This is a genomic window from Bradyrhizobium sp. (assembly GCF_052389815.1).
Taxonomy (GTDB): Bacteria; Pseudomonadota; Alphaproteobacteria; order Rhizobiales; family Xanthobacteraceae; genus Bradyrhizobium.
Window position 1 is genome coordinate 1 of the sequence record NZ_JBQTHN010000057.1, and the last position, 23,329, is coordinate 23,329.

A 23,329-nucleotide genomic window follows, 5' to 3' on the forward strand; every position below is an offset into this window, starting at 1 on the left:
CGTCACGAAACGTGGTGCGGGTTGCGATGGGCCGCTTGCTGCGTCAGGTGACAGCATGATCCCGGAAAAGTGGGTGACCGGTTTTCCGATCAGGATCATGCTCAAATAAAGTCACCGGGCGAAACGCAGCGGCGGACGGTGAAGTCGTGTGGTCCTGGCGCCGCGACCCTGGCGTCTATCCGGCCTGCCTGTGCGGGCTCGGCAACGGGGGCAAGAAAGGCCGTTCCCCGGGGCGAGCTCGAAGTAAGCCGCCAAACCATTGCGCGGGGAAGGTCGGGATGTCCTGGCTGTACCTGTCAAATCCGTGTGCGTTTTCTTGTTACCGTTGCACACGGTGCTGCGGGCGCAGCCGGCGCCCGGCCTTCTCCGCGCCCTCTATCCAAGAGGGAGCAAACGAAGATGCAAAACTCAGGCGATTCCGCGCCGTGAGAATGAGAACGCATGCCTTTCCACCGTCATTGCGAGCGAAGCGAAGCAATCCACCTATCTCCGCGGGGATAGGTGGATTGCTTCGTCGCTTCGCTCCTCGCAATGACGGCTGTGGTTTCTTGAAAACCGGATCAACAAACTCAGTGTCGTCCCGGCGAAGGCCGGGACCCATAACCACCGACATCGATTGTTGAAATGAGTTGGAGTTCCAGCCGTGCGTAACACGGGCAGTCGTGGTTATGGGTCCCGGCCGTCGCCGGGACGACGGCAGAGCATGCCGGCGCCGGCCGCGCCTTACGTCTTCACCTGCCCCGGATAGTGCCGTTGCAGCACCGCGATCGGCTGCGAATAGGCCTCCTGCAGGTCGACACTCCAGTATTTCAGCTCGTCGAGCGGGATGCGCACGTCGGTGATGGCGCAGCGGACATAGGTTCCCGGCGAGATCACGCGGAAGTCGCCGTCGAGATACTGCACCTGCGCTTCGCCGCTGCCCGAGGGGCCGAACTTGTTCAGCAAGATTGCGTGCTCCGATTCCACGGGCGGTTCGAGGCGCCCGGTCAATGCATTTTCGAGTTGCGATCTATCATAAATAGGTCGCGATGTCCGCCCCCGCAAACCCGTCGATTTGTGATGGTTTCGGGGCAATCCTGCATGCTAGCCTTTTGCCATGGATTGCTGTCGTCGTGCGCCATACCCATCCCGGGATCGCATCATGCGCCCCTTGTCAGCAGCTTTGATCCTGGCGCTATGTGCGGTCGCCTGCACGGCGCAGGCCGCGCCTGTGCCGCAGCAGGTCGATATCCCCTCCGGCAAGCTCACCCTGCACGCGCAGCTCTACCGGCCCGACGGCAACGGGCCGTTTCCGGCCGTGATCGCGCTGCACGGTTGCGGCGGGCTTTCCGGGCAAAGCGGGGCCGTGCTGCCGCGGTACCGCGACTGGTCGGAGCAACTGTTGAAGGCGGGCTACGCCGTATTGTGGCCCGACAGCTTCGGCTCGCGCGAGGCCGGTCCGCAATGCCGCGAGACGGATCGCAAGGTGCTGGCGCGGCGCGAGCGCGTCGCCGACATCACGGCTGCGCACAAATGGCTGCTGGCGCAGACCTGGGCGGCGCGCGGCCGCATCAGCCTGATCGGCTGGGCGCATGGCGCGAGCGCCTTGCTCTGGGCGGTGCGGCCGCAGCTCGCCACGCGCGGCAAGGAGCCGGATTATCGCTCGGCGATCGCCTTCTATCCGGATTGCCGCATTTCCGCGCGCACCGGCTGGAGCGCGCGGGTGCCGACGCTGCTCTTGGTCGGCGCGAGCGACGACGTTGCCTCGGTGCCCCAATGCAGGCAGATGGTGGACGGCGCCCGCGGCCGCAGCGCGCTGACCCGGATCGTGGTCTATCCGTCGGCGGCGCACGGTTTCGACCGCGCGGGCCTGCCGCTGCGCGCGCTCGATGGCAACGATCCGGCCGCGCCGGAGCGCGGCCATATCGGCTCCGACGCGCAGGCCCGCACCGATGCGCAGAAGCGCGTCGCGGAGTGGCTGACGCGGTAGACGTCATTGCGAGGAGCGAAGCGACGAAGCAATCCAGCTTTGGGGAAAGCAAGCTGGATTGCTTCGCTTCGCTCGCAATGACGGTGGAGCGACGAGCCCTAAAACAGGTTGCCCTGATCGGCGGATTGGGCCGCGCGTCGTCGCCTCGCTTCGCGTGCGGCCGATCTCGGAGGACTCGTCGGCACGGCAGGGGCCGCAGGACGATCGGCATCCGCGGTGACGCCGACGTTGCCGTCGGCGAATTCGACCGACAAGCGCGCATGCGGGCCGACCGCGGCCGCGCTGTGCACCGGATGACCGTCACGGTCGCGCACCAGCGCAAAGCCGCGGGCGAGCACGCCGCGATAGGAGAGCGCGGTGAGCAATTGGCCGCGATGGGTCACGTGCGCATCGAGCCGCTCCAGCAGCGTGTCGATCGCGCGCGTCGCACGGTCGGACAGGCGATGCACGCGCTCGCGGCTGCGGGCGATCGCGGTGCGCTGCGCCTGCGCGTTGGCGAGCCTGGAGGCCGCGAGGCGCTGTTCGAGGCTGGCAAAACGTTCGCGGCGGCGATGGAGCAGCGAGCGCGCCGAATGGGTCAGGCGGTCGCCGCAGCTGGTGAGGCTGGATCGCGCATGGGTGACCTGGCCGCGCAGCACCCGCAGCGTCAGCCGTGCGCTGGAGGCGGCGAAGCGGCGGAAATGCGCATGCGTGCTGGCGCGCAGGCAGCGCGGCAGCGACGTGCCGGCGGCGTCGAGCCGCTGGCGCGGGATGGCGAGCAGCTCGTGGGCGGCAGGCAGGGCGCGGGCTGCGGCGCGCAGCTCATTGCGGCGGTTTTCCTGGGCGCGCTGCCAGCACATCACTGTGCGGCGGGCGAGGCTCTCGACCTCGGCGAACAACTCGCTGCGCACGGGCACCGCCATTTCCGCGGCGGCGGTCGGCGTCGGCGCGCGCTTGTCGGCGGCAAAGTCGATCAACGTCACGTCGGTCTCGTGGCCGACCGCGGAGATCAGCGGGATCATGCTGTCGGCGGTGGCGCGCACGACGATCTCCTCGTTGAACGACCACAGGTCCTCCAGCGAGCCGCCGCCGCGGGCGACGATGAGCAGATCGGGCCGGGGGATGCGCCCGCCCCCGGGCAGCGCGTTGAAGCCGCGGATCGCGGCGGCGACCTGCTCGGCCGAGCCTTCGCCCTGCACCTTGACGGGCCAGACCAGCACGCGGCGCGGGAACCGGTCCTGCAGGCGGTGCAGGATGTCGCGGATCACCGCGCCGGTCGGCGAGGTGACGACGCCGATCGTCTCGGGCAGCCAGGGCAGTTCCTGCTTGCGCCTGGCGTCGAACAGGCCTTCGGCGGCGAGCTTCTTCTTGCGTTCCTCGAGCAGCGCCATCAGCGCGCCGACGCCGGCCGGCTCCAGCGACTCGATCACGATCTGGTACTTCGAGGAGCCGGGATAGGTGGTGAGCTTGCCGGTGGCGATGACCTCGAGCCCCTCCTGCGGCTTGAAGCGCATGCGGGCGTGGGCGAACTTCCAGATCACGGCCTCGATCTTGGCGCTGTCGTCCTTCAGCGCGAAATAGCAGTGCCCGGAGGAATGCGGGCCGCGAAAGCCGGAGATCTCGCCGCGCACGCGGACATGGCCATAGGCGTCCTCCACCGTCCGTTTCAGGGCGTTGGACAGTTCCGAGACGGTGTATTCGGGCGCGTTGGCAAGCGGTTCAGGGGGCATTTCTGGCGATTCGGGTGTTTGGGCTTTGTTCGCAAGGTAGGGGCATTCGGCGTGGTACGCCAACCCCCGTACCGGTATGATAGCACTTCTGTGGGGACTACTTGCGGGCCGAGCCGGACTCATGCGAACCGGGGCCAGTCCGATTTCCCCACCAAGCGGCGCATCCAATGAAAATCCTCCTGATCGGCTCCGGCGGCCGCGAACACGCTTTGGCATGGAAGATTGCGGCGTCCCCGCTGGTGACGAAGCTCTGGTGCGCGCCGGGCAATGCCGGCATCGCCAACGACGCTGAATGCGTGGCGCTCGACGTGTCCGATCATCCGGCGGTGGTCGCCTTCTGCAAGACCAATGCGGTCGATTTCGTGGTGGTGGGGCCGGACGCGGCGATCGCGGCGGGAATCGTCGACGATCTCAACGCCGCGGGCTTCAAGGCGTTCGGGCCGACCAGGGCGGCGGGCCGGCTGGAGAGCTCGAAGAAATTCACCAAGGCGCTGTGCCGCGCCAACGACATCCCGACCGCGGCCTATGAGCATTTCACCGATGCCGATGCGGCAAAGGCGTATGTCCGCAAGCAGGGCGCACCGATCGTGGTCAAGGCCGATGGCCTGGCCGCCGGCAAGGGCGTCGTGGTGGCGATGACGGAAGACGAGGCGCTGGCTGCGGTCGACATGATGTTCGGCGGCGCCTTCGGTGCCTCCGGCGCGGAAGTCGTGATCGAGGAATTCATGCAAGGCGAGGAGGCCTCGTTCTTTGCGCTATGCGACGGCGAGCACGCGTTGCCGCTCGCGACCGCGCAGGATCACAAGCGCGCCTTCGACGGCGATGAGGGACCGAACACCGGCGGCATGGGCGCTTATTCGCCGGCGCCGGTCATGACGGAGGCGATGTGCACGCGCGTGATGGAAGAGATGGTAAAGCCGACCTTGCGCGCGCTGAAGGCGATGGGCTGTCCGTACAAGGGCGTGCTGTTTGCCGGCGTGATGGTGACCGGGGATGGCCCCAAGCTCGTGGAATACAATGCGCGGTTCGGCGATCCGGAGTGCCAGGTGCTGATGCTGCGCATGATGAGCGACATCGTGCCGGCGCTGCTTGCCTCCGCCGACGGGCAACTGAAGAATTTCAGCCTGCGCTGGTATGACGAAGCCGCGCTCACCGTCATCATGGCGACCAAAGGCTATCCCGGTGACTACAGCAAGGGCTCGGTGATCGAGGGGCTGGATGAGGCTGCCAAGGTCGAGGGCGTCGAGATATTCCATGCCGGCACGGCGATGAAGGACGGCCGCCTCGTCGCCAATGGCGGCCGCGTGCTCAACGTCTGCGCGCTCGGCAAGAATGTGACCGAAGCGCAGCGCCGCGCTTACGAAGCCGTCGACCGCATCAAATGGCCCGAAGGCTTCTGCCGCCGCGACATCGGCTGGCAGGCCGTGAAGCGGGAGGATTCGTAGCGCCGCGTCTCCCTTCATTGCGAGGAGCGTTAGTGACGAAGAAATCCATTCTCGCCGCGGAAGGATGGATTGCTTCGCTTCGCTCGCAATGACGAACCAGGGCGAACGCGGCGGTCAGAGCATGTTGTCGACGATTTTCGTCATCTCTGCCGCGGAGAAGGCCCGCAGCGATTCGGTACGAACATTGCCGAGCGCGCCGAGGCTGAGCGTGAGCGACATGAAGGATGACTCATCCGGCGCATCGACGATGGTGACGACGTCATATCGTCCCTGTGTCCAAACGATCTCCCTGACAGTCACCCCGAACGTCTTCGCCAGATCCTTGAAGGCTTCCGCCCGCTTCGGGGAGTCTTTGGCGTTGCGAACTCCCTGATCCGTGAAACTCGCCAGCACGACATAAGCTACCATGATCGTCCTCCCGGGTTAGGACTCTGTGCAACCTGGCACGAGGAAGTCGCGCGAGCCTGTCACGGCGCCGCCAGCACAGCTACGGGCTTGATCGGAAAGGTCAGCGGGCCTGACTTATGCTGCCATGCGGCTATGCCAGAGACGGCAAAGGCCGCGCGAAACTGAGCTCGTGTCCATCGGGGTCGACGAGATGAAAGTAGCGCTCTCCCCATTCAGCGTCGCGGGGCACAGTCGTGGGCTGACACCCGGCCGCCAGTGCACGGTCGTAGAATGCGTTGACGTCGGCCACGTAGAAGATAACGCGTCCCCACCAGGACCAGCGCGTTTGATCAGACTGGGCCGTCAGGTTGAGATATCCCGTCCCCGCCTGAAAGCTGGTAAATGAAGACGTTTCGCCGCCGTACAAGATGTCAAACCCCAATGCGCGGTAGAATCGGACGGCGCGTTGCATGTCGTGGGTGGCGAGTGTGATTGCGCTGATCCCGTCGATCATGATGGCACCTCCGGCGATGAGATTGACCTGAAGGAGTAGGTGGGAGACCCATCACAGACATTCTACAGCTGCCGGGGTAGCGGCGGTGCTATATTGCGGTATGGCAGACGGTCAGGTCGTGCTGGTGACAACCCATCCATTGGGAGGCGGACCGCCCGTCCGCTCGGTCTATTTTGTGGCCGAACAGGATCCGGAGAAGGCCACGGCAATTATTGCGGCGATGATGGCCCCAAACGAGCAGGTTGAGGCATGGGGCCGGCTTCCGGAAGCGGCGGTCAAGGCGCTCGGCTTGAAGCACGGCGATTATACGCACGGCTGACGGGCGTCTCGAGTCCGGCAATGACGGAGCTGTGGGGTGGGCCAAGCGAAAGCGTGCCCACCATTTGCAGCAACGTGGCGGATGGATGGTGGGCACGGCGCAAGCGCGCCTCTGCCCACCCTACGCCTTCTCCCATCATTGCGAGGAGCATGGCGACGAAGCAATCCATGCTTCCGTCCTTGCTCTGGATTGCTTCGCTTCGCTCGCAATGACGGCTGGCGTCAGAGCAAATCCCCACCCGCCGCACTCGCCGTGGTGCCGTGCTCGCGGAACGCCTTGATGACGTTCTTGCCGATCCTCCACTTGTGCACCTCGTCCGGCCCGTCGACCAGCCGCTGCGAGCGTACCTGGGTGTACCATTTGGCGAGCGGCGTATCCTGGGAGAAGCCGAGCGCGCCGTGCAGCTGGATCGCGGTGTCGATCACCTTGTGCACCATGTGGGCATGGAAGATCTTCGCGATCGAGTTCTCCTGCCTGATGTCGAGCCCCTTCTCGGCCTTGTAGGCGATATGGAGCAACATGAGGCGGCCGATATAGAGTTCGCTGGCGCAGTCGGCGAGCATGAACTGCACCGCCTGGCGGTCGGCGAGCAGCTGGCCGAAGGTCGAACGCTTGGTGACGTGGGCGGCCGCCATGTCGAGCGCGCGCTGGGCTTTCGCCACGTTGTGCATGCCGTGGCGCAAGCGGCCATAGGCAAGGCGGTGCTGGCCCATGGCAAAGCCGTTGCCTTCGCCGCCGACCAGATTGTCGGCGGGCACCTTGAGATCCCTTATCTCGATCTCGGAGTGGCCGCCATGCAGGATGTCGTCATGCGGGCCTTCGATCGCCATGTTGGCGACGTTGCGCTTGATCTTGTAGCCGGGGTTCGGCAGCTCGACGAGGAAGGTGGAATATTGCTTGTGGCGTGGCGCGTTCGGATCGGTCTTGGCCATCACCAGCGCCATGTCGGCGACGCTGGCGGAGGAGGAGAACCATTTTTCGCCGTTGAGGATGTAGTTCTCGTTGCCGTCCTTCACCGCCGTGGTCTGCATGCCCGTAGCATCCGCGCCGGCGGCTTTCTCGGTCATGGAGAAGCAGATGCGCTTGTCGCCGTTCAGCAGGGGCTTGAGGAACTTCTCCTTCTGGTATTCCGTGCCGTGGGCGAGGATCGTCATCATCGAGGCATCGTCGGGGCCCTGCGTGTTCATGGACAGCGCGCCGAGCATGCTTTCGCCGAGCTCCATCTGCACCAGCGCATTGGCGAGCGGACCGAGGCCCATGCCGCCATATTCCTTCGGCGCCCACGGACACCACAGGCCCTGCGCGCGGGCCTTTTTCCGCAAGCGGCCCAGCACCTCGGCGAGCGGCTTGCTGTCGAGTTCCTTCTCGGCCGGGATGCATTCGTCGTGCACCCATTGGCGCACCTTCTCGCGGATCGCTTTGGCCTCAGCCGGAATTTCGAAATCGATTCCCATGGCGTTTCCCTGAGCTTCTTGCTGGTTATGGTTGCCCGATGGCATAAACCGCTGACGTGCCAGCGGCAACCCGAACAAAGTTTGAAGCAGGAGGCCGCCGCTCCAGGAGACACGCATGCCCGATCTCGCCGATCTCTTCCCCGGCTTTGGCGCCGAATGGATCAACACCTCCGCAGGCCGCATCTTCGCCCGCACCGGCGGCAAGGGTCCGCCGCTGCTGCTGCTGCACGGATTCTCCGAGACGCACGTGATGTGGCACCGCGTGGCGCCGCAACTGGCCGACAAGTTCACGCTGATCGTCGCGGATCTCCCGGGCTACGGCTGGTCGGACATGCCCAGGAGCGACGATGCGCACTCGCCCTACACCAAGCGCGCGATGGCGAAGGTGCTGATCGAGGCGATGGAGCAACTCGGCCACGCGCATTTTGCGCTCGCCGGCCACGACCGCGGCGGGCGCGTCGCCTATCGCGTGGCGCTCGATCATCCCGGACGGCTGTTGAGGCTTGCCGTGCTCGATATCCTGCCGACCTACAATTACTGGGAGCGCATGAACCGGCTCTATGCGCTGAAGATCTATCACTGGACCTTCCTGGCGCAACCGCATCCTCTGCCGGAGACGCTGATCGCGGGCAACCCGGACTTCTTCCTGAAGTTCAAGATGGCGAGCCAGACCAAATCGAAGACGCTCGACGAGATCGATCCGCGCGCGCTCGAGCATTATCTGGCGCCTTTCCGCGATCCCTTGCGCGTGCATGCGATGTGCGAGGATTATCGCGCCGGCGCCTATGCCGACTACGAGATCGACAAGGCCGACCACGTGGCCGGCAACAAGATCACCATCCCGATGCTGGCGCTGTGGGGTGATGCCGGCGTGGCGACGGCAGCCGCGACGCCGCTCGACACCTGGAAGGATTGGGCGACCAATGTGACGGGTGCGCCCGTCGAAAGCGGGCATTTCCTCACCGAGGAGAACCCGGACGTGACGGCGAAACTGTTGAAGGAGTTTTTCAGCGCCGGACTTTGAAGAAATCCTTCAGCAGCGCCGCCGCCTCGGTTTCCCCCACAGCCGAGTAGACCTCCGGCGCGTGGTGGCAGGTCGGCGAGGCAAAGAACCGCACGCCGGATTCGACTGCGCCGCCCTTGGGGTCGGCGGCGCCGTAATAGAGCCGGCGGATTCTTGCAAAGGAGATCGCCGCTGCACACATGGTGCAGGGCTCCAGCGTGACATAGAGATCGCAATCGACGAGGCGCTCGGTCCCGATCTTCTCGGCGGCCTCCCGGATGGCCAGGATTTCGGCATGGGCCGTCGGGTCGCGATCGCGCAAGGTGCGGTTGCCGGCCGTGGCAATCACCTCGTAGCCCCGGACGATCACGCAGCCGATGGGAACTTCGCCCGACTTTCCGGTGTTTTCGGCCGTTTTCAGCGCCAAATCCATGAAAGAAGGGGTCGCAATGCCTCGTATCATCGGAAGAAACCTGCTAGTAGCTTTCGCCTTCAGCAAAAGTGGATACCGGTTTTGCGTGAGAATGCGGCTCGGAAAGCGGGCGCGCATGCCTTTGACTTAGCCCAGAACGAGATCATTCATGCCCCGCGACAAAGACAAAAACAACGATTCCCGCGGTCGGCGCGATCGGCCACCCGGCAAAGGCCGCTCGGGCGCTGCCCGCGGCCCGGAGAAGAAATTCGCCAAGCGCGGCTTTGGCAAGAGTGAAGGCGGCAAGCGCCCCTATGCGGGCGGCCGCGAGGACCGTCCGCCGCGCCGCCGCGACGATGATGCACCCCGTCGCGACTATGGCGACCGGCCGCGCCCTGCGCGCTTCGACCGGGATGACCGCGCCCGCGGCGAGAAGCGCGATTTCAAGCCGCGGGGGGACCGACCTAAATTCGATCGCGGCGACCGCCCGAAGTTCGACCGCGACCGGGCTCCGCGTGGCGAGCGCAATGAAGGCCGCACGGAGGGGCGTTTCTCGGAGCGCAAGTCTGGCGACCGACCGCGCCCGCCGCGGTTCGACCGTGAAAGCGGCGAGAAGCGGGACTTCAAGCCGCGTGGGGATCGCCCGAAGTTCGAGCGCGGGGACCGTCCGCGGTTCGACCGTGGAGATCGTGCGCCGCGCGAGCGCAGCGAGGGACGTTTCTCCGACCGCAAATTCAGTGACCGGCCGCGCGAGGATTTCGGCGATCGGCCGCCGCGCGGCGAATCCAAGCCGTGGCAGAAACGCGAGGATGGCGAGCGCGGCGCGCGACCGAGGTTCGACAAGCCGCGATACGACCGCTCGCGCGACGATCGTGGTGGCGACGAGCGGCCGCGGTTTTCGCGCGGACGTGAAGATCGCGTACAGGGCGATCGCCCTCGCGGCGAGCGGCCATTCCGCGAGCGGCCGAAGTTCGATCGCGAAGACCGTCCGAAGTTTGATCGCCCGCGCCGCGATCGTGATGACAAGGAGGGCGGCGAGCGCAGATTCGACCGGCCGCGCCGCGATCGTCCGGAAGGGCGTACCGACTGGCAGGAGCATCCGCGCAGCGAGCGCCGCCCGTCCGACCGTTTTGCAGAACGGCCGCGCCGCGACAATGAGGATGACAGCAAGGTTTTTGCCAAGCGGCCCGCCTTTGGCGGCCGTGGCGCTTACCGCGAACGCAAGCCGGACTTCGATCGTCGCCCGCCCCGCGAGGAGCCGAAGCCGAAGAAGGCCGGCGAGCGCATTGCGAAGGTGCTGGCACGGGCGGGGCTCGCCTCGCGGCGCGATGCCGAGGAGATGGTGACGCAGGGCCGCGTCACTGTGAACGGCCGCGTTATCAATTCGCCGGCGCTCGACGTGACCGCCAATGACGTCGTCGCGGTGGACGGCAAGCCGTTGCCGCCGCGCGAGCGGACGCGGCTGTTCCTCTATCACAAGCCGCGCGGGCTGATGACGACGCACGACGACCCCGAAGGGCGGCCGACGGTGTTCGACAATCTGCCGGAAGGGCTGCCGCGGCTGATCTCGATCGGCCGGCTCGACTTCAATACCGAGGGCCTCTTGCTGCTCACCAATGACGGCGGGCTCGCGCGCAAGCTGGAGCTGCCCGATACGGGCTGGCTGCGCCGCTACCGCGTCCGCGCCCATGGCGAGGTGACGCAGGCGCAGCTCGACGAGCTGAAGAAGGGCATCGAGGTGGACGGCGTCAAATACGGTCCCATCGATGCGACGCTGGAGCGCGACCAGGGCGCCAATGTCTGGGTCGTGTTCGCCATCCGCGAGGGCAAGAACCGCGAAGTGCGTAACGTGATGGCGCATCTCGGCCTCGAGGTGAACCGGCTGATCCGGGTGTCCTACGGACCGTTCCAGCTCGGCGAGCTCGCCGAGGGGCAGGTCGAGGAAGTCAAGACGCGGGTGCTGCGCGAGCAGCTCGGCGAGCGCGTGGCAAAACTTGCGGGCGCGGATTTCGCGCGGCCGGAGCAGAACGAGACCGATGACGATGACGACGCGCCGCGCGGCAAGAAGCCGTTCAAGCCCAAGGGCAAGAGCGCGCTGATCGCCGACCGCAAGGGACGCCGCGTGCTGGTGCAACGCACCGGCAGCGAGGAAGCGCGCGCCCGCAACGAGGAAGAGAACGCCGGCTACGGCCCGCCGCGCCGCGTCAAGCGTGGCTATCACGGCAAGCGCGATCTGAAGCCGCAGGACGAGTAGCCCGATGCGGGTGGTCGGTGGACGATTGAGGGGCCGCAATCTGGCGTCGCCCTCCTCGCGCGAGATCCGCCCGACCGCGGATCGCCTGCGCGAGTCCGTATTCAACATCCTGATGCACGCCTATGACAATCCGATCGAGGGCGCGCGCGTGCTCGACCTCTTCGCCGGCACCGGCGCGCTCGGGATCGAGGCAGTCTCTCGCGGTGCGAAGTTCGTATTGTTCGTCGATAATGGCGCGGAAGCGCGGGCGCTGTTGCGCAATAACGTGGAAGCGCTCGGGCTCGGAGGCGTGACAAAGGTCTATCGCCGCGATGCCGCCGATCCCGGCCCCGCGCATCCTCTCGAGCCGTTCTCACTGGTGTTCCTCGATCCGCCCTATGGCAAGGGGTTGGCGGAGAAGGCGCTCGCCGCGCTCCGCGACGGCGGCTGGCTGACGCCGGGCGCGCTGCTGGTGGTGGAGGAGGCGAAGGCCGCGGCGTTTGTCACGCCCGATGGCTTCGAGGAGCTGGAGCGGCGGGCGTACGACGATACGGAGTTCGTATTTTTGCGAGTTGCGTGACGTCGGCCGCGCCATTCCTCAACCACAACTGTTATCGCCCGGCCTGTACCGGGCGATCCAGTACGCCGCGGCCTATCGATTCAAGCACTGACGTCTCTGGGATACTGGATCACCCGCCTTCGCGGGTGATGACAGTTGAGGATGTGGCCTAACGCCTTCCGAATAGCTTCTCGATATCCGCCAGCTTCAGCTCGACATAGGTCGGGCGGCCGTGGTTGCACTGGCCGGAGTTCGGTGTGTCTTCCATCTCGCGCAGCAGCGCGTTCATCTCTTCAGGCTTGAGGCGGCGGCCGGCGCGGACCGAGCCGTGGCAGGCCATGGTGGCGGCGACGTGCATCAGGCGGCGCTCCAGCGGCAGCGCCTCGTCCCACTCGGCCATGTGTTCGGCGAGATCGCGCAAAAGGCCCGCGGCATTGGTCTTGCCGAGCAGCGAGGGCGTCTCGCGCACGGCGACCGCGCCGGGGCCGAAGGATTCGATGGCAAGGCCGAACGAGGCCAGTTCCTCGGCGCGATCGACCAGCTTCTCGACGGTCGCTTCGTCGAGCTCGACGATTTCGGGGATCAGCAGGATCTGCCGCTGCACGCCGTTCTTCGCCAGCGACGCCTTCAGCCTCTCATAAACGATACGCTCATGCGCCGCGTGCTGGTCGACGACGATCAGGCCGTCGCGGGTTTGTGCCACGATGTAGGTGTCGTGGATCTGGGTGCGCGCCGCGCCGAGCGGACGATCCAGCAGGTCGGATGGCGGCGCCTCCTGAAAGCGCATGTCGGCGGTCGGCGCGCCGACGTCGAAGGCAGTCTGGTCACGCTCGGCAAAAGCCGGCGCGGCGGCGCCTTCGAAGCTCGGTAGCGGCGCGGCGGGATAGGACGGCGAGCGGCGCCAGTCCCAATTGCCGGGCCCTGGCCCAAAGGAGGGACGGAAGGCCGAGATCGCGGCGCCGTCGGTATTGGCCGCGGTGCGCTTGCCCTCGCGCGCGAGCCCCTCCTTCAGCGCGTGCACGATCAGCGCGCGGACGAGGCCGGCATTGCGGAAACGCACTTCGGTCTTCGCCGGATGCACATTGGCGTCGACCTCCTGCGCATCGAGCGTGACGAACAGCGCCACCACGGGATGGCGGTCGCGGGGCAGATAGTCGGAATAGGCCCCGCGCACCGCGCCGAGGATCAGCTTGTCGCGCACCGGGCGGCCGTTGACGAAGAGATATTGGCCGAGCGCATTGGCGCGGGTCAGAGACGGTGCGGCGGCGAAACCTTCAACAACAACCCCGTCGCGCTCGGCGCGCACTTCGATGGCGCTGCTGCGGAAATCGCTGCCCAGGATATCACCCAGCCGTGTGAGCCGGCCGGGCGCGCCGGGCAGCGCCGCGACCCAGGTCACCGGCGCACGCTCTTCGCCCGCCAGCGTGAATGCGATGTCGGGTCGCGCCATCGCGAGGCGCCGCACGACTTCGCGGATCGCGTCGGCCTCGGTGCGGTCGGTCTTCAGGAATTTCAGCCGCGCCGGTGTCGCATAGAAGAGATCGCTGACCTCGACGCTGGTGCCGTGGCCGAGCGCAGCCGGCATGATGTCGGATTTCACGCCACCTTCGACCGTGAGCGACCAGGCGTGCGGCTCGCCGGCATGGCGAGTGGTGATTCCGAGCCTGGCCACGGCGCCAATCGAAGGCAGCGCCTCGCCGCGGAAGCCGAGCGTGCGAATGCGCAGCAAATCCTCGTCGTCGAGCTTGGAGGTGGCGTGTCGCTCCACCGCCAGAGCGAGATCGTCGTGCGTCATCCCGCTGCCGTCGTCGGTGATGCCGATGCGCCGGCGGCCACCGCCGTCTGTGAAGACGTCGATGCGGCTGGCGCCGGCATCGATGGCGTTTTCAACCAGCTCCTTCACCACGCTGGCAGGGCGTTCGACCACCTCTCCGGCGGCGATGCGGTTGACGACCTGTTCGGGAAGCTGGCGGACGGGCATGGCGGGCAATGTAGTCGGTCGGGCCGGAAAGCGCGAACCCTACGCTGAAAAAAGCTGTGTGCGCGCGAACCCTTCTCGTGGACCGGAGCCTCTATCAAAGCGGGAACAGTCCGTTCTCGCCAACGCCGAAAGGGAGATTTCATGTTCTATCGCAAGAACCTGCCGGGCTGGGAACGCGCTGTCCGCGTCATTGCCGGCGTCGTGATGATCGTTTGGGGACTGCTGGCGTTTCCGGCTGCATCGCCCGGCTATGCCATCGCGGCCGGCGGCGTCACAGCGATTCTCACGGGATTGGTCGGCTTCTGTCCGATGTGCGCCATGGTCGGTCGCGCGCCGCCATCGCGATGACCGCCGCCGGCCGCGCGCACTGTCAAAGGGTAATTTCGCGGAATTTTCGTGAAGGGCGCCGCAAGCAATGTCCCGCTGCCGCAAATTGGGAAAGCGCGTGGCCAAGGTTTCGCGAAATGACCTTGAAAAGCCTGCACGATGACCACACGGCGCGGCTTGCATTGCGCCCGCGCCGTTCGCAACGACAACCAGTTCCGGCGATGGAGCGGTCGGGCACAGCTGAACGGCGCAGCCAATCGCCGGCCTTCCATCGCCGATCAAACCTGGAGAAGTGAATGAAGTTGATCAAGACCTCCGCGATCGCGCTTGCCATGTCGGCCATGCTTGCCGGCCCCGTGCTGGCGCAAGGCGCCGCATCCGACCCCCAGTTGCGCGGCAGCGTGCCGGGCAAGAGCCAGATGCGCGGCGGCGTATCGGGCAGCGGCGAAGAGGAGTTCAACGCGCAGCCGGGTGCAGCCGGCGAGAAGGGCGGCACCAGCACGAAAGCGAAGGGAACGGTGGGCGCCGGACGCGGCACGGCGAAAGGCGCCACCGATGGTACGGTCGGCGACCCAACGGCCGGAAGGCAGCGCTAGTCTAGCTAGCGGATCGCCGCTTCGATCGATGATCGCTTTGCAAGACGCCAGCTCCGGCCGCCACGCGGCCGGAGCTTCCGCTTCGCGCGCCGGATGGACAAGAGCTAATCGTCGAAGCCTCGCGCACCGCGCCGGGCCTTGATGTCGCCACGGCGCTTCTTGCCTTCGAGGCGGCGCTGCTTCGAGCCGAGCGTCGGCCTGGTCGGCCGGCGCGGTGTCGGGCGCACCAGCGATTCGCGCAGCAGCTCCAACAAGCGGTCGATCGCATCGGCACGGTTGCGCTCCTGGGTGCGGAAGCGCTGGGCATGGATCACTATCACGCCCTCCTTGGTCATGCGCTGGCCGGCGAGCCGGATCAGCCGCGCGCGAGCATCGTCGGGCAGGGCGATCTTGCCGGTGTAGAAGCGCAGCTGCGCCGCGGTGGCGAGCTTGTTGACATTCTGGCCGCCCGGGCCCGAGGCGCGGACGAACGCGATGTCGATGTCGTCTTCGTCGATCGAAAGCGCGTGCGAAACCCGCAGCATGGCGTCACCGGTCGTTCCAGGTGACGGACATGTAGCACATCCTCCGCGGAGCGCGCGAAATGCGCGTTCTCGCATCGGGTCGGGTTTGTGGAAAAGCTCAGTTCGCCTTGGGAGCTGCCGCGGGCTGTGCGGCCGCCTGCGGCGCGCGGCCGACGATCGCGGTCAGCAGGCCCTGGCCCCACAGCCGTTTGGAGACGCGCCTGGCGTCTTCCAGCGTCACCGCATCGACCAGCGCGTTGCGCTTCTCGATGTAGTCGATCGGCAGCTTGTCGAGCTGATACTGCAATAGCGCCTGCGCCAGCTTGGAGGAGGTGTCGAGCGCCAGCATCTGCGAGCCCTTCAGGTAGGACTTGGCGTCGTCCAGCTCCTTCTGGGTCGGTCCTTCCCCGGCGATGCGGCGGACCTCCTGTTCGATGGCGTCCACGGTCTCGCCGGCGCGGTCGGCGCGGGTACCGGTATTGCCGATGAACAGTGCGGAGTGCTTCATCCACATCAGCGATTCGTAGACGGAGTAGGCGAGGCCGCGCTTCTCGCGCACTTCGCGATAGAGCCGCGACGACAGCCCGCCGCCGCCGAGAATGTGGTTCACGACATAGCCGGCCATGAAATCCGGATCGTGGCGTAGGATGCCGGGGCCGCCGAAGGTGACCACCGTCTGCGGCACGTCGAGCGGGATGAACGCGCGCTGCGGTGGCTTTGCCGCGACGACATCGGCAACCGGCGTGAGCTTGGCCTTGGCTTGCAGGCCGCCGAAGGTCTTGTCGAGCAGCCTGCCGAGCGTATCGGGATCGACGTCGCCGACCACGGCAATCCGCAGCGTGTCCTTTGCGATCACGCGCGCGACATAGTCGCGCAGGTCGGCGACATTGATGGTCGGCACGCTCGCCAGCGTGCCGTTGGCCGGCCGGCCATACGGGTGATCGCCGAACGCGACTTCGAGGAATTTCCGTCCCGCCAGCGAGGTCGGATTGGTGGAGTCGCGGCGCAGGCTAGACAGCACCTGGTTTCGGATGCGTTCGACGTCGGTGCCGTCGAAGCGCGGCGCCGACAGCGCGGAGTGCAGCAGCTCGAACGCTTCGTCCTTGTTCTCCTTCAGCATGCGCAAGGATCCGCGGAAGCTGTCGCGCGAGGACGAGAAGCTGAGTTCGATGGCGCGGCGATCGAGCCGTTCGTGGAAGGTCTTGGAATCGAGATCGCCGGAGCCCTCGTCGAGCAGGCTGGCGACCATGTTGCCGACGCCCGGCTTGGCCGGCGGATCCTGCGAGGCGCCGCCGCCGAAGGCATACTCCATCGCGATCAGCGGCACGGTGGCATCCTGCACGAACCAGGCCTCGATGCCGCCGGGTGAGACCAGCCGCTGGATCTTCGCGGCGGCCTGCGAGGGCGAGGAGGTCAGTGATGACAGCGCGAGCGCGGCGGCGCCGCCGATCAGCGCGGCGCGGCGGGTAATCAGGAAGCTCACGAGCGTTTCTCCTCGCGCCTGGGCGCCTGGTCCTTGATGAGATAGCCGGTCACCGAGCGCTTCTTGTCGAGCCACTTTTGCGCGGCATCGCGCACCTGCTCGGCGGTGACGGCGCGGATGCGATCCGGCCAGCTCCTGATGTCCTCGATGCTGAGCCCCGAGGTCAGCGCACCGCCGTACCAGCGCGCCATGGTCGTCTGGTTGTCCTGGGCGTAGACGGCCTCCGCGATCAGCTGCGTCTTGACCCGCTCGAGGTCTTCGGCCCGGGGCGGGTTCTGCGAGAGATCGGCGATGACGGCGTCGATTGCCTGCTCGATCTGGGCAAACTCGACGCCGGGCTTCGGCGATACGGAGATCTGGAACTGGGTCGGATCGAGGGCGGTGCCCGAATAGCCGGCGCCGGAGCTGATCGCGAGTTGCTTGTCGATGACGAGCGCGCGGTAGAGGTAGGAGTTGGCGCCGCTTCCCATCAACTGCGCGAGCACGTCCAGCGCCGCGCTCTCGCCGGCTGCAGCCGTCGTCGAGGAAGGCACCAGATAGTAGCGGCGGATATTGGTCTGCTCGACGCGCGGGTCGGACAGCGTCACCGTGCGGGGCGCGGCCGGCACCGGCTCCTGCGGCCGGACCCGCCGGGCGGGAATCGACGGTTGCGCCGGTATCGGTCCGTAGAATTTCTCCACGAGCGGGCGGACTTCATCAACCTCGACGTCGCCGGCGACGATCAGGATCGCGTTGTTGGGTGCGTAGAAGCGTTTGTAGAAGGCGAGCGCATCCTCGCGGTCGAGCTTCTCGATCTCCTGGCGCCAGCCGATCACGGGGCGGCCGTAGGGATGGTTGAGGTAGAGGGCCGCCATGATCTGCTCGGTCAGCCGCGCGTCCGGGTTGTTGGCAACCCGCATGTTGAATTCTTCCAGCACGACGTCGCGCTCGGGCAGCACGTTCTCGTCCTTGAGGATCAGGCCCGTCATGCGGTCGGCTTCGAACTCGATCATGCGCGCGAGCTGGTCGCGCGGCACGCGCTGGAAATAACCGGTGTAGTCGGTCGAGGTGAACGCATTCTCGTTGCCGCCGATCTGAAGCACGGTCTTGGAGAATTCGCCGGCCGGATGCTTTGCGGTGCCCTTGAACATCAGGTGCTCGAGGAAATGCGCCAGCCCCGACTTGCCCGGCGTCTCGTCCGCCGAGCCGACCTTGTACCAGATCATCTGGGTGACGACGGGGGTGCGGTGATCGGGGATCACCACGACCTGCAGGCCGTTTGGCAGCGTAAAGCTCGCGGGGGGCTGCGGTTTGCCGTTGGTCTGGGCAGAGGCGGAATTGGCCGAAAGAGCGAAGACCGAGAGGAGGGCAACAAGGAGAGAGACGGTTGATCGGTGCGAGGGCATTATGTTCCTTGTGCAAGCCTGGATGAAGGCGTCCGGACGGGATTGTACCCTGTGCGGCCGAAGCCGGGCGTCACGAAGCAGAGAGGCAGGCACGAACCTGCAACACATGCCCGAGCGCAAGTCACGGGCCGCGCCCGGCGTTCGCATCCCGATGCGGCTCCTTTCGCGAAAGTCGGAGCCAAGCGTGCGCAAGCGCTATTAGCGCTCCTTGCCGGACATGACGTCGTACTGCTTGTTGAGCGATTCCTTAGGCCCGGTACCATAGGCGAAATTCGGCGACGGCGTCTGATAGCCGGTCGGCGGCTGGGTCAGGGAGTCCCGGGTCGGCTCGCCCTTGAATTCGGCGGACTCGGAGGTGTTGCCCTTGAAGAAGCCAAAAACGCCGCCCTCATAGCCGAGCTGCGACGGGGTCATCATGATGGGGGCGCTGCCCGGCCGTTCGACCGACTCGCCGCCGGTGGACCTGCCAGCCGATTTTTGATTCAGCTCGCTGGGCAGCAGCGTCCGCGCCGAATGCTGCGGGTCCTTGCTCTCCTTCTTCCGCGCCGCGATTGCCGCCTTGCGGCGCGCTTCGTCGGGATCCTTCGGCCAGTTCTGCGCCTTGACCTCCGCGGCGCCGGGCGGCGGCAGGTTGAGTTTCGGCGGCACGACCAGCGGCGAACGTTCGCGATAGTCGATGCCGCGGTTCTCCATATTGGTGCCGCCGACGCCGCGCATGATGTTGTCGATGATCTTCTCTTCGAAGGTCATGTCGTCATCTTCGTCATCGGCCGCGCGCACGGGGCCGGCCGCCATGACGAGGCCGATGCCGAAGGCGACAGCCGTGAACCGGGCGGCCCGTGTGAGCCTTGCCTGCACCATCCATCCGCTCGCTTCGGTCTTGCGCATCGCGCTGTTCCTGCTCACAAATCTGAGAGCTACCTGGCCTTTCGGGCAGGCGCATTTCGAGGGTTCGTATCGGCCGGGATCAGGGCGCTTTTGCGGCGGGTACCCCAACCAGGGAATCATACAATAGGGTCGCTACCCCGGCAACGATGGCCACGTCGGCAACGTTAAACACATACCAATTGAAGGTTTTGCCGGCGATTTCGACGTGAAACAGCGCGAAATCGACCACCGCGCCATAGGCGAAGCGGTCGATGGCGTTGCCGACAGCGCCGCCGATGATGAGCCCCAGTGCAATGGTGGCGAGCATGGTCCGCGACCAGGCCATCCAGACGGCCAGGGCAACGACGGCGGCCGCCTTCACGACGGTTAAGATCGTCTGCGCGATCCAGCCGTCGTTCTGGAACCAGCCGAAGCTGATCCCGACATTCCAGGCCAACACGAGGTCGAAGAACGGCGTCACCTGCACCGCGCCGCGCCGGCCGAGGTCGAACACGAACAGCAGCCACAGCTTGCTCGCCTGATCGAGCACGAGTGCGGCCAGCGCCGCAAGGATGCCGGCGCGCAGCGGGCGGCTGGATGGCTGTTCTGTCCCCGTCACCTATCGCGCTTTCTTGCGGGACTTCCTGGCGGTTCTCGTTCCGCTGCCGGAGGCCTTGGCGCGACCGGATTTTTTCGCCTTGGCGCCCTTTCCTGTCTTGGCCTTGGCGGCTTTCCTTGCCTTTACGCCCTGCTTGGCCTTCTTGGCTTTGCTTTTGGCTGGCTGCTTTGCTGCCGCTTTCTTCTTGGCTTCGGCCCTTGGTGCGGTCGGTCTGCTGGCCTTGGCCTTCTTCTTGACCTTGGCCGCCGTTCCGGAGGCCTGCGTCGTTTCCGGTGGCTTGCCGGCCTCATCAGATTCGACAGCCTTGCCTTGGCGGGGCGCGGCCGCAAGCGAAACCGGCTTCGCGCTCGCGTTCCCGGGAGCCATTGGAGAGGTATTTTCCGGTTGTGCGGCTTGCTTCTCGATCTTTTCGATCGGCTTGCTGGATGCCGCAGCCGGGCTCGCGCCCTCGACGCTCACGCCAAGCGACTTCCATTCGCGCAGCGCCATCGCGTCACGCGGCGAGACGTCGGGATATTCCGGGTCCTCGCCGACGGTGGGGAGGATCTTCCACGACCGCGCGCATTTGGTGCCGACGGCCTGCTCGACCACGACCGCGACGCCCTTGACGTCCGGCAGCGTGAACGCGCCGTCCGGGGGATCGTCGTTCGTCGCCATCGCATTCGAGGTGATGCAGACTTCTGCAAGGTCGACGTCGAACAGCGTCGCGAAGATGGCCTTGTCCGAGACATAGACCAGGGGCGAAGCCTCCAGCGACGAGCCGATCCTCTTGGCGGCACGCTCCAGCTCCAGCGCGCCGGTGACGACGCGGCGGACGTTGCGGATGGTGTCCCATTTCCTCGCCAGCGCATCGTCGCGGAAGGAACCGAAATCCGTCGCGAACAGCGTCAGGTGCACCGAGGGCTCGGCATTCCTGCGGTACATCCGCCAGGCTTCCTCGGTCGTGAAGCTGAGCACCGGCGCCAGCCATTTCAGGACGGCGTCGCAGATGATGTCGATCGTGGTCAGCGCGGCCTTGCGCGCGACCGACGAGGGCGGATCGCAGTAGAGCGTATCCTTGCGGATGTCGAAATAGAACGCCGACAGCTCGCTGTTCATGAACGCGGCAAGGCTCGCCACCACGGTCTTGTAGTCGAATTCGGCATAGGCCTTGCGGATGTCGCCGGCTTGCAGCGCGAGCTGATGCAGCATCAGCCGCTCCAGCTCCGGCATGTCCTCGTGCGCGACCGCTTCGCTGCGCTTGAAGTGATGCAGCGTGCCGAGCATCCAGCGGATGGTGTTGCGCAGCTTGCGGTAGGTCTCGACGGTGTTCTTCAGGATCTCCGGCCCGATGCGCTGGTCGTCGGTGTAGTCGCAGGACGCCACCCACAGGCGCAGGATGTCGGCGCCGGACTCCTTGATCACCTTCTGCGGCTCGATGGTGTTGCCGAGCGATTTCGACATCTTGCGGCCGTCCTCGGCCTGGGTGAAGCCGTGGGTCAGCACGATGTCGTAAGGCGCGCGGCCGCGGGTGCCGGCGCTCTCCAGCAGCGAGGAGTGGAACCAGCCGCGGTGCTGGTCGCTGCCTTCCAGATACATCACGGTGTCGTCGCCGCCGTCGATCTTGCGCACGATGTTGCCGAGCTGCGGAAAGCTCTGGCGGTCCTCCAGCACGAAGGCGTGGGTCGAGCCGGAATCGAACCAGACGTCCAGGATGTCGTCGACCTTTTTCCAGTCTTCGCCCGCGCGATTCCCAAGGAAGCGCTCGCGCGCGCCGTCGCGGTACCAGGCGTCGGCGCCTTCCTCCATGAAGGCTTCGACGATGCGCTGGTTGATCGCCTCGTCCTGCAGGACTTCGGCCGAGCCGTCGGCCTGCTCGCGCACGAACACGGCGATCGGCACGCCCCAGGCGCGCTGGCGCGAGATCACCCAGTCCGGGCGGCTCTCGATCATGCCGTTGATGCGGTTCTGGCCCGACGGCGGCACCCATTGCGTCACCGAGATCGCGTGCAGCGCGCGGGCGCGCAGCGTATCGCCCGGCTTCGTCTTGCCGTTGCTGGCGATGTCCTTGTCCATCGCGATGAACCATTGCGGCGTGTTGCGGAAGATCACCGGCTTCTTGGAGCGCCAGGAATGGGGGTATTGGTGCTTGAGCCGGCCGCGCGCGAGCAGCTTGCCGGCCTCGACCAGCGCCTTGATGACGGCGTCGTTGGCGTCGCCCTTCTCGCCCTTGTCGTTGATGACGCGCCTGCCCGTGAAGCCCGGGGCATGGTCGGTGAAGGCGCCATTCTCATCGACCGTGTAAGGGATGGCCGTGCTGATGCCGCGCGCGGCAAGCTCGCGTCCATTCGCCGTCCAGACGTCGAAGTCCTCGCGGCCGTGGCTCGGGGCGGTGTGCACGAAGCCGGTGCCGGTGTCGTCGGTGACGTGCTCGCCGTCGAGCAGCGGCACCGTGAACTCGTAGCCACCGCCGAGGCCGTTCAGCGGATGCGCACATTCGATCGCATCCATCGTGTCGGCCGGGATGTCGCGCACCTTCTCGTAAGCGGTGACGCGCGCCTGTTTGAACACGTCTTCCGCCAGCGCATCGGCCAGGATCAGGAGATCGCCGGTCTTCGCCCAGTTGTCGGCGGGCGCGTCGGTGACCCTGTAGAGGCCATAGGCGATCTTGGTGGAGAAGCTGATGGCGCGGTTGCCGGGCAGCGTCCATGGCGTGGTGGTCCAGATCACGACGGAGGCACCTGCGAGCGCGCCATGCGCCGGGGAGGTGACGGGGAATTTCACCCACACCATGTCGGACTGATAGTCCTCGTACTCGACCTCGGCCTCGGCGAGCGCGGTCTTCTCCACCACGCTCCACATCACGGGCTTGGAGCCGCGGTAGAGCGTGCCGTTGGCGGCGAACTTCATCAGCTCGCGCGCGATCGCAGCTTCCGCCGGATAGCTCATGGTGGCGTATGGATGATCCCAGTCGCCGATCACGCCGAGCCGCTTGAATTCCTCGCGCTGGATGTTGAGCCAGTGCGTCGCATAGGCGCGGCACTCCTGGCGGAATTCCACCATCGCGGCCGAGTTGCGGAAGTCCGGCTTCTGCTTGCCCTTGGAGCGGTAGTGCTCTTCCTCGACCTTCCATTCGATCGGCAGGCCGTGGCAGTCCCAGCCCGGCACATAATTGGAATCGAAGCCCAGCATCTGCTGGCTCTTGGTGACGAGGTCCTTGAGGATCTTGTTGAGCGCCGTGCCGATATGGATGTTGCCGTTGGCGTAGGGTGGCCCGTCATGCAACACGAATTTCGGACGTCCCTCGGCCGACTTGCGCAGGCGCTCGTAGAGGCCGGCGTCGTACCAGAATTTGAGGATCTCCGGCTCGCGCTGCGGCAGGCCGGCGCGCATCGGGAAATCCGTCTGCGGCAGGAACAGGGTCTTGGAATAGTCGGCGGAGTCGGACTTTTGCGGCTTTTCGGACATGGATGCTCTGATTTGGCTCGGGGTGCGGCGCAGGGACGCGATCGATCGCGATGGAAATGAGGAAATTCCCGGTCTTGCGCCGAGCCAAAGGCTCAAGCGGAAGCCGGGCCGCTAATC

The 23,329-nt window shown here is 66.0% G+C and carries 21 protein-coding genes; 8 read left to right on the forward strand and 13 right to left on the reverse strand.

Translation table 11 applies throughout. The annotated features are described in order from the left end of the window. Positions 1–723: 723 nt before the first annotated feature. Positions 724–945, reverse strand: coding sequence for a DUF2093 domain-containing protein (locus tag ACT4OC_RS10050; protein ID WP_444838827.1), 222 nt, complete (start codon positions 943–945; stop codon positions 724–726). A gap of 196 nt (positions 946–1,141) precedes the next feature. Here ACT4OC_RS10050 and ACT4OC_RS10055 point away from each other — a divergent pair, with 196 nt between their 5' ends. Next, entirely contained in the window at positions 1,142–1,969 is an 828-nt protein-coding gene (locus ACT4OC_RS10055) for a dienelactone hydrolase family protein (RefSeq protein ID WP_444838828.1), read from the forward strand. Positions 1,970–2,067: 98 nt separating this feature from the next. Here the strand turns inward: ACT4OC_RS10055 and xseA are convergent, their stop codons facing one another. Continuing rightward, positions 2,068–3,678 (reverse strand): exodeoxyribonuclease VII large subunit, encoded by a 1,611-nt coding sequence (gene xseA / locus ACT4OC_RS10060; protein ID WP_444838829.1) that lies wholly within the window; start codon positions 3,676–3,678, stop codon positions 2,068–2,070. Positions 3,679–3,845: 167 nt separating this feature from the next. Between xseA and purD the strand changes: the two genes are divergently transcribed. Further along, positions 3,846–5,123: a phosphoribosylamine--glycine ligase gene (gene purD / locus ACT4OC_RS10065; RefSeq protein WP_444838830.1), complete on the forward strand. Its 1,278-nt coding sequence runs from the start codon at positions 3,846–3,848 to the stop codon at positions 5,121–5,123. A 114-nt stretch (positions 5,124–5,237) separates the two neighbouring features. Here purD and ACT4OC_RS10070 read toward each other — a convergent pair whose 3' ends face one another. Continuing rightward, positions 5,238–5,531 carry a GYD domain-containing protein gene (locus tag ACT4OC_RS10070; RefSeq protein ID WP_444838831.1) on the reverse strand — a complete coding sequence of 98 codons (294 nt, stop codon included), beginning with the start codon at positions 5,529–5,531 and terminating at the stop codon, positions 5,238–5,240. 130 nt (positions 5,532–5,661) lie between these two features. After that, positions 5,662–6,024, reverse strand: coding sequence for a VOC family protein (locus ACT4OC_RS10075; protein ID WP_444838832.1), 363 nt, complete (start codon positions 6,022–6,024; stop codon positions 5,662–5,664). Positions 6,025–6,142: 118 nt separating this feature from the next. Here ACT4OC_RS10075 and ACT4OC_RS10080 point away from each other — a divergent pair, with 118 nt between their 5' ends. Then, complete coding sequence (locus ACT4OC_RS10080) at positions 6,143–6,343, forward strand: hypothetical protein (protein WP_444838833.1); 201 nt, start codon at positions 6,143–6,145, stop codon at positions 6,341–6,343. Between the two features lie 221 nt (positions 6,344–6,564). Here ACT4OC_RS10080 and ACT4OC_RS10085 read toward each other — a convergent pair whose 3' ends face one another. Further along, entirely contained in the window at positions 6,565–7,797 is a 1,233-nt protein-coding gene (locus ACT4OC_RS10085; RefSeq protein WP_444838834.1) for an acyl-CoA dehydrogenase family protein, read from the reverse strand. Between the two features lie 115 nt (positions 7,798–7,912). On the opposite strand from ACT4OC_RS10085, the gene ACT4OC_RS10090 reads away from it, so the two are divergent. Next, positions 7,913–8,821, forward strand: a complete 909-nt coding sequence (locus ACT4OC_RS10090; RefSeq protein WP_444838835.1) for an alpha/beta fold hydrolase — start codon at positions 7,913–7,915, stop codon at positions 8,819–8,821. Here the strand turns inward: ACT4OC_RS10090 and ACT4OC_RS10095 are convergent. Then, positions 8,805–9,263, reverse strand: a complete 459-nt coding sequence (locus ACT4OC_RS10095) for a nucleoside deaminase (protein ID WP_444838836.1) — start codon at positions 9,261–9,263, stop codon at positions 8,805–8,807. The two genes, ACT4OC_RS10090 and ACT4OC_RS10095, sit on opposite strands and share 17 nt — an antisense overlap. Before the next feature lie 118 nt (positions 9,264–9,381). Between ACT4OC_RS10095 and ACT4OC_RS10100 the strand changes: the two genes are divergently transcribed. Next, complete coding sequence (locus ACT4OC_RS10100; protein WP_444838837.1) at positions 9,382–11,466, forward strand: pseudouridine synthase; 2,085 nt, start codon at positions 9,382–9,384, stop codon at positions 11,464–11,466. Positions 11,467–11,470: 4 nt separating this feature from the next. Then, on the forward strand, positions 11,471–12,025 hold the full coding sequence (gene rsmD / locus ACT4OC_RS10105; RefSeq protein WP_444838838.1) for a 16S rRNA (guanine(966)-N(2))-methyltransferase RsmD: 555 nt from the start codon (positions 11,471–11,473) through the stop codon (positions 12,023–12,025). A 148-nt stretch (positions 12,026–12,173) separates the two neighbouring features. Here the strand turns inward: rsmD and mutL are convergent, their stop codons facing one another. After that, positions 12,174–13,985: a DNA mismatch repair endonuclease MutL gene (gene mutL / locus ACT4OC_RS10110; RefSeq protein WP_444838839.1), complete on the reverse strand. Its 1,812-nt coding sequence runs from the start codon at positions 13,983–13,985 to the stop codon at positions 12,174–12,176. 141 nt (positions 13,986–14,126) lie between these two features. Here mutL and ACT4OC_RS10115 point away from each other — a divergent pair, with 141 nt between their 5' ends. Together ACT4OC_RS10115 and ACT4OC_RS10120 are read left to right on the forward strand one after the other, a co-directional pair. Next, entirely contained in the window at positions 14,127–14,333 is a 207-nt protein-coding gene (locus tag ACT4OC_RS10115) for a YgaP family membrane protein (protein ID WP_444838840.1), read from the forward strand. Between the two features lie 275 nt (positions 14,334–14,608). Next, positions 14,609–14,908, forward strand: a complete 300-nt coding sequence (locus ACT4OC_RS10120; protein WP_444838841.1) for a hypothetical protein — start codon at positions 14,609–14,611, stop codon at positions 14,906–14,908. Positions 14,909–15,012: 104 nt separating this feature from the next. Here the strand turns inward: ACT4OC_RS10120 and arfB are convergent, their stop codons facing one another. From arfB to ileS, 6 genes are all read right to left on the reverse strand, one after another. Continuing rightward, positions 15,013–15,432, reverse strand: a complete 420-nt coding sequence (gene arfB / locus ACT4OC_RS10125) for an alternative ribosome rescue aminoacyl-tRNA hydrolase ArfB (protein WP_444838842.1) — start codon at positions 15,430–15,432, stop codon at positions 15,013–15,015. 97 nt (positions 15,433–15,529) lie between these two features. Next, positions 15,530–16,864 (reverse strand): M16 family metallopeptidase, encoded by a 1,335-nt coding sequence (locus tag ACT4OC_RS10130; protein WP_444838891.1) that lies wholly within the window; start codon positions 16,862–16,864, stop codon positions 15,530–15,532. Positions 16,865–16,890: 26 nt separating this feature from the next. Next, entirely contained in the window at positions 16,891–18,279 is a 1,389-nt protein-coding gene (locus tag ACT4OC_RS10135) for a M16 family metallopeptidase (RefSeq protein WP_444838843.1), read from the reverse strand. 198 nt (positions 18,280–18,477) lie between these two features. Then, positions 18,478–19,167, reverse strand: coding sequence for a hypothetical protein (locus ACT4OC_RS10140; protein WP_444838844.1), 690 nt, complete (start codon positions 19,165–19,167; stop codon positions 18,478–18,480). A 79-nt stretch (positions 19,168–19,246) separates the two neighbouring features. Beyond that, positions 19,247–19,765 (reverse strand): signal peptidase II, encoded by a 519-nt coding sequence (gene lspA, locus ACT4OC_RS10145; protein WP_444838845.1) that lies wholly within the window; start codon positions 19,763–19,765, stop codon positions 19,247–19,249. Beyond that, positions 19,766–23,212 carry an isoleucine--tRNA ligase gene (ileS, locus tag ACT4OC_RS10150; protein ID WP_444838846.1) on the reverse strand — a complete coding sequence of 1,149 codons (3,447 nt, stop codon included), beginning with the start codon at positions 23,210–23,212 and terminating at the stop codon, positions 19,766–19,768. Between the last annotated feature and the right edge of the window lie 117 nt (positions 23,213–23,329).

What these genes read in the sequence shown, in the direction of transcription:
- ACT4OC_RS10055 (WP_444838828.1), top strand. Translation starts at nt 1,142, where the DNA reads ATGCGCCCCTTGTCAGCAGCTTTGATCCTGGCGCTATGTGCGGTCGCC.
- xseA (WP_444838829.1), bottom strand. Translation starts at nt 3,678, where the DNA reads ATGCCCCCTGAACCGCTTGCCAACGCGCCCGAATACACCGTCTCGGAA.
- purD (WP_444838830.1), top strand. Translation starts at nt 3,846, where the DNA reads ATGAAAATCCTCCTGATCGGCTCCGGCGGCCGCGAACACGCTTTGGCA.
- ACT4OC_RS10070 (WP_444838831.1), bottom strand. Translation starts at nt 5,531, where the DNA reads ATGGTAGCTTATGTCGTGCTGGCGAGTTTCACGGATCAGGGAGTTCGC.
- ACT4OC_RS10075 (WP_444838832.1), bottom strand. Translation starts at nt 6,024, where the DNA reads ATGATCGACGGGATCAGCGCAATCACACTCGCCACCCACGACATGCAA.
- ACT4OC_RS10085 (WP_444838834.1), bottom strand. Translation starts at nt 7,797, where the DNA reads ATGGGAATCGATTTCGAAATTCCGGCTGAGGCCAAAGCGATCCGCGAG.
- ACT4OC_RS10090 (WP_444838835.1), top strand. Translation starts at nt 7,913, where the DNA reads ATGCCCGATCTCGCCGATCTCTTCCCCGGCTTTGGCGCCGAATGGATC.
- ACT4OC_RS10095 (WP_444838836.1), bottom strand. Translation starts at nt 9,263, where the DNA reads ATGATACGAGGCATTGCGACCCCTTCTTTCATGGATTTGGCGCTGAAA.
- ACT4OC_RS10100 (WP_444838837.1), top strand. Translation starts at nt 9,382, where the DNA reads ATGCCCCGCGACAAAGACAAAAACAACGATTCCCGCGGTCGGCGCGAT.
- rsmD (WP_444838838.1), top strand. Translation starts at nt 11,471, where the DNA reads ATGCGGGTGGTCGGTGGACGATTGAGGGGCCGCAATCTGGCGTCGCCC.
- mutL (WP_444838839.1), bottom strand. Translation starts at nt 13,985, where the DNA reads ATGCCCGTCCGCCAGCTTCCCGAACAGGTCGTCAACCGCATCGCCGCC.
- ACT4OC_RS10115 (WP_444838840.1), top strand. Translation starts at nt 14,127, where the DNA reads ATGTTCTATCGCAAGAACCTGCCGGGCTGGGAACGCGCTGTCCGCGTC.
- ACT4OC_RS10120 (WP_444838841.1), top strand. Translation starts at nt 14,609, where the DNA reads ATGAAGTTGATCAAGACCTCCGCGATCGCGCTTGCCATGTCGGCCATG.
- arfB (WP_444838842.1), bottom strand. Translation starts at nt 15,432, where the DNA reads ATGCTGCGGGTTTCGCACGCGCTTTCGATCGACGAAGACGACATCGAC.
- ACT4OC_RS10135 (WP_444838843.1), bottom strand. Translation starts at nt 18,279, where the DNA reads ATGCCCTCGCACCGATCAACCGTCTCTCTCCTTGTTGCCCTCCTCTCG.
- ACT4OC_RS10140 (WP_444838844.1), bottom strand. Translation starts at nt 19,167, where the DNA reads ATGCGCAAGACCGAAGCGAGCGGATGGATGGTGCAGGCAAGGCTCACA.
- ileS (WP_444838846.1), bottom strand. Translation starts at nt 23,212, where the DNA reads ATGTCCGAAAAGCCGCAAAAGTCCGACTCCGCCGACTATTCCAAGACC.